Annotated in this window: 1 protein-coding gene; it reads left to right on the top strand. The window is 39.7% G+C overall.

The genetic code is table 11. The annotated features are described in order from the left end of the window. A partial coding sequence (locus tag HMPREF1477_RS09730) for a hypothetical protein (protein ID WP_016475911.1) occupies positions 1–842 on the top strand: 842 nt, incomplete at both ends.

Raw genomic sequence — 842 nt, 5'->3', positions numbered from 1 at the left:
GAACAAACATGGCAAATCACGGCAGATAAAGATGCTACTACATCTGGTGCTCAAACAGGTACTAAGAAGGATGCTAAGGTAGGTAAAAATGACAAAGTTCAATTGATTGCTGGCGAAAACATGACAGTAAACCAAAATGAACGAGACTTTACATTCACTCTTAACAAAGATCTTGTGAAGATGAATTCTGCAACCTTTGAAGCAACAGGCGGTAAAACAACTGTTATTAAAGGCGATAGCATTGTTCAAACCGATGGCACAAAAGTGAATACATCTACAGCAGGTGGTAATACAGTTGCAGATGGTACTAAGTCCACAGAAACTACAGCAGATGGTCAAGTGATTAAAGACGGTACTAAAACAAATACATCCACTGTTGATGAAAACACATTAGTTGATGGTGCTAAATCTAATAAAGCTACTGTAGATAGTAATGTTGTTGATGATGGTACTGGTAATGTAAATACATCCAATGCTACATCTAATACAATTACAGATGGTACAAATAGAAGTACAATCACAGCTGGTAAAGCTACAATTGGTTCCTCTGTTATTGATGGTGTAAATAACACATTCACTACTGGTGGCGCAAATGCTGTTAAGTTAGATGGTGCAGTCGGCACAATTAAGACTGGTACAGTAACAGTAACTGGCGGTACAACAAATGATATCACTGGCTTGTCCAACACAACCGTAACCGCAGCAGACTTTGCAACGAAAGGCCGTGCCGCTACAGAAGAACAATTGAAAGCTGTAGGCGAACAAACATGGCAAATCACGGCAGATAAAGATGCTACTACATCTGGTGCTCAAACAGGTACTAAGAAGGATGCTAAGGTAGG

This window comes from Veillonella sp. HPA0037 (genome assembly GCF_000411535.1).
GTDB lineage: Bacteria > Bacillota > Negativicutes > Veillonellales > Veillonellaceae > Veillonella > Veillonella atypica.
This window is presented reverse-complemented; position numbering and strand designations above follow the sequence as displayed.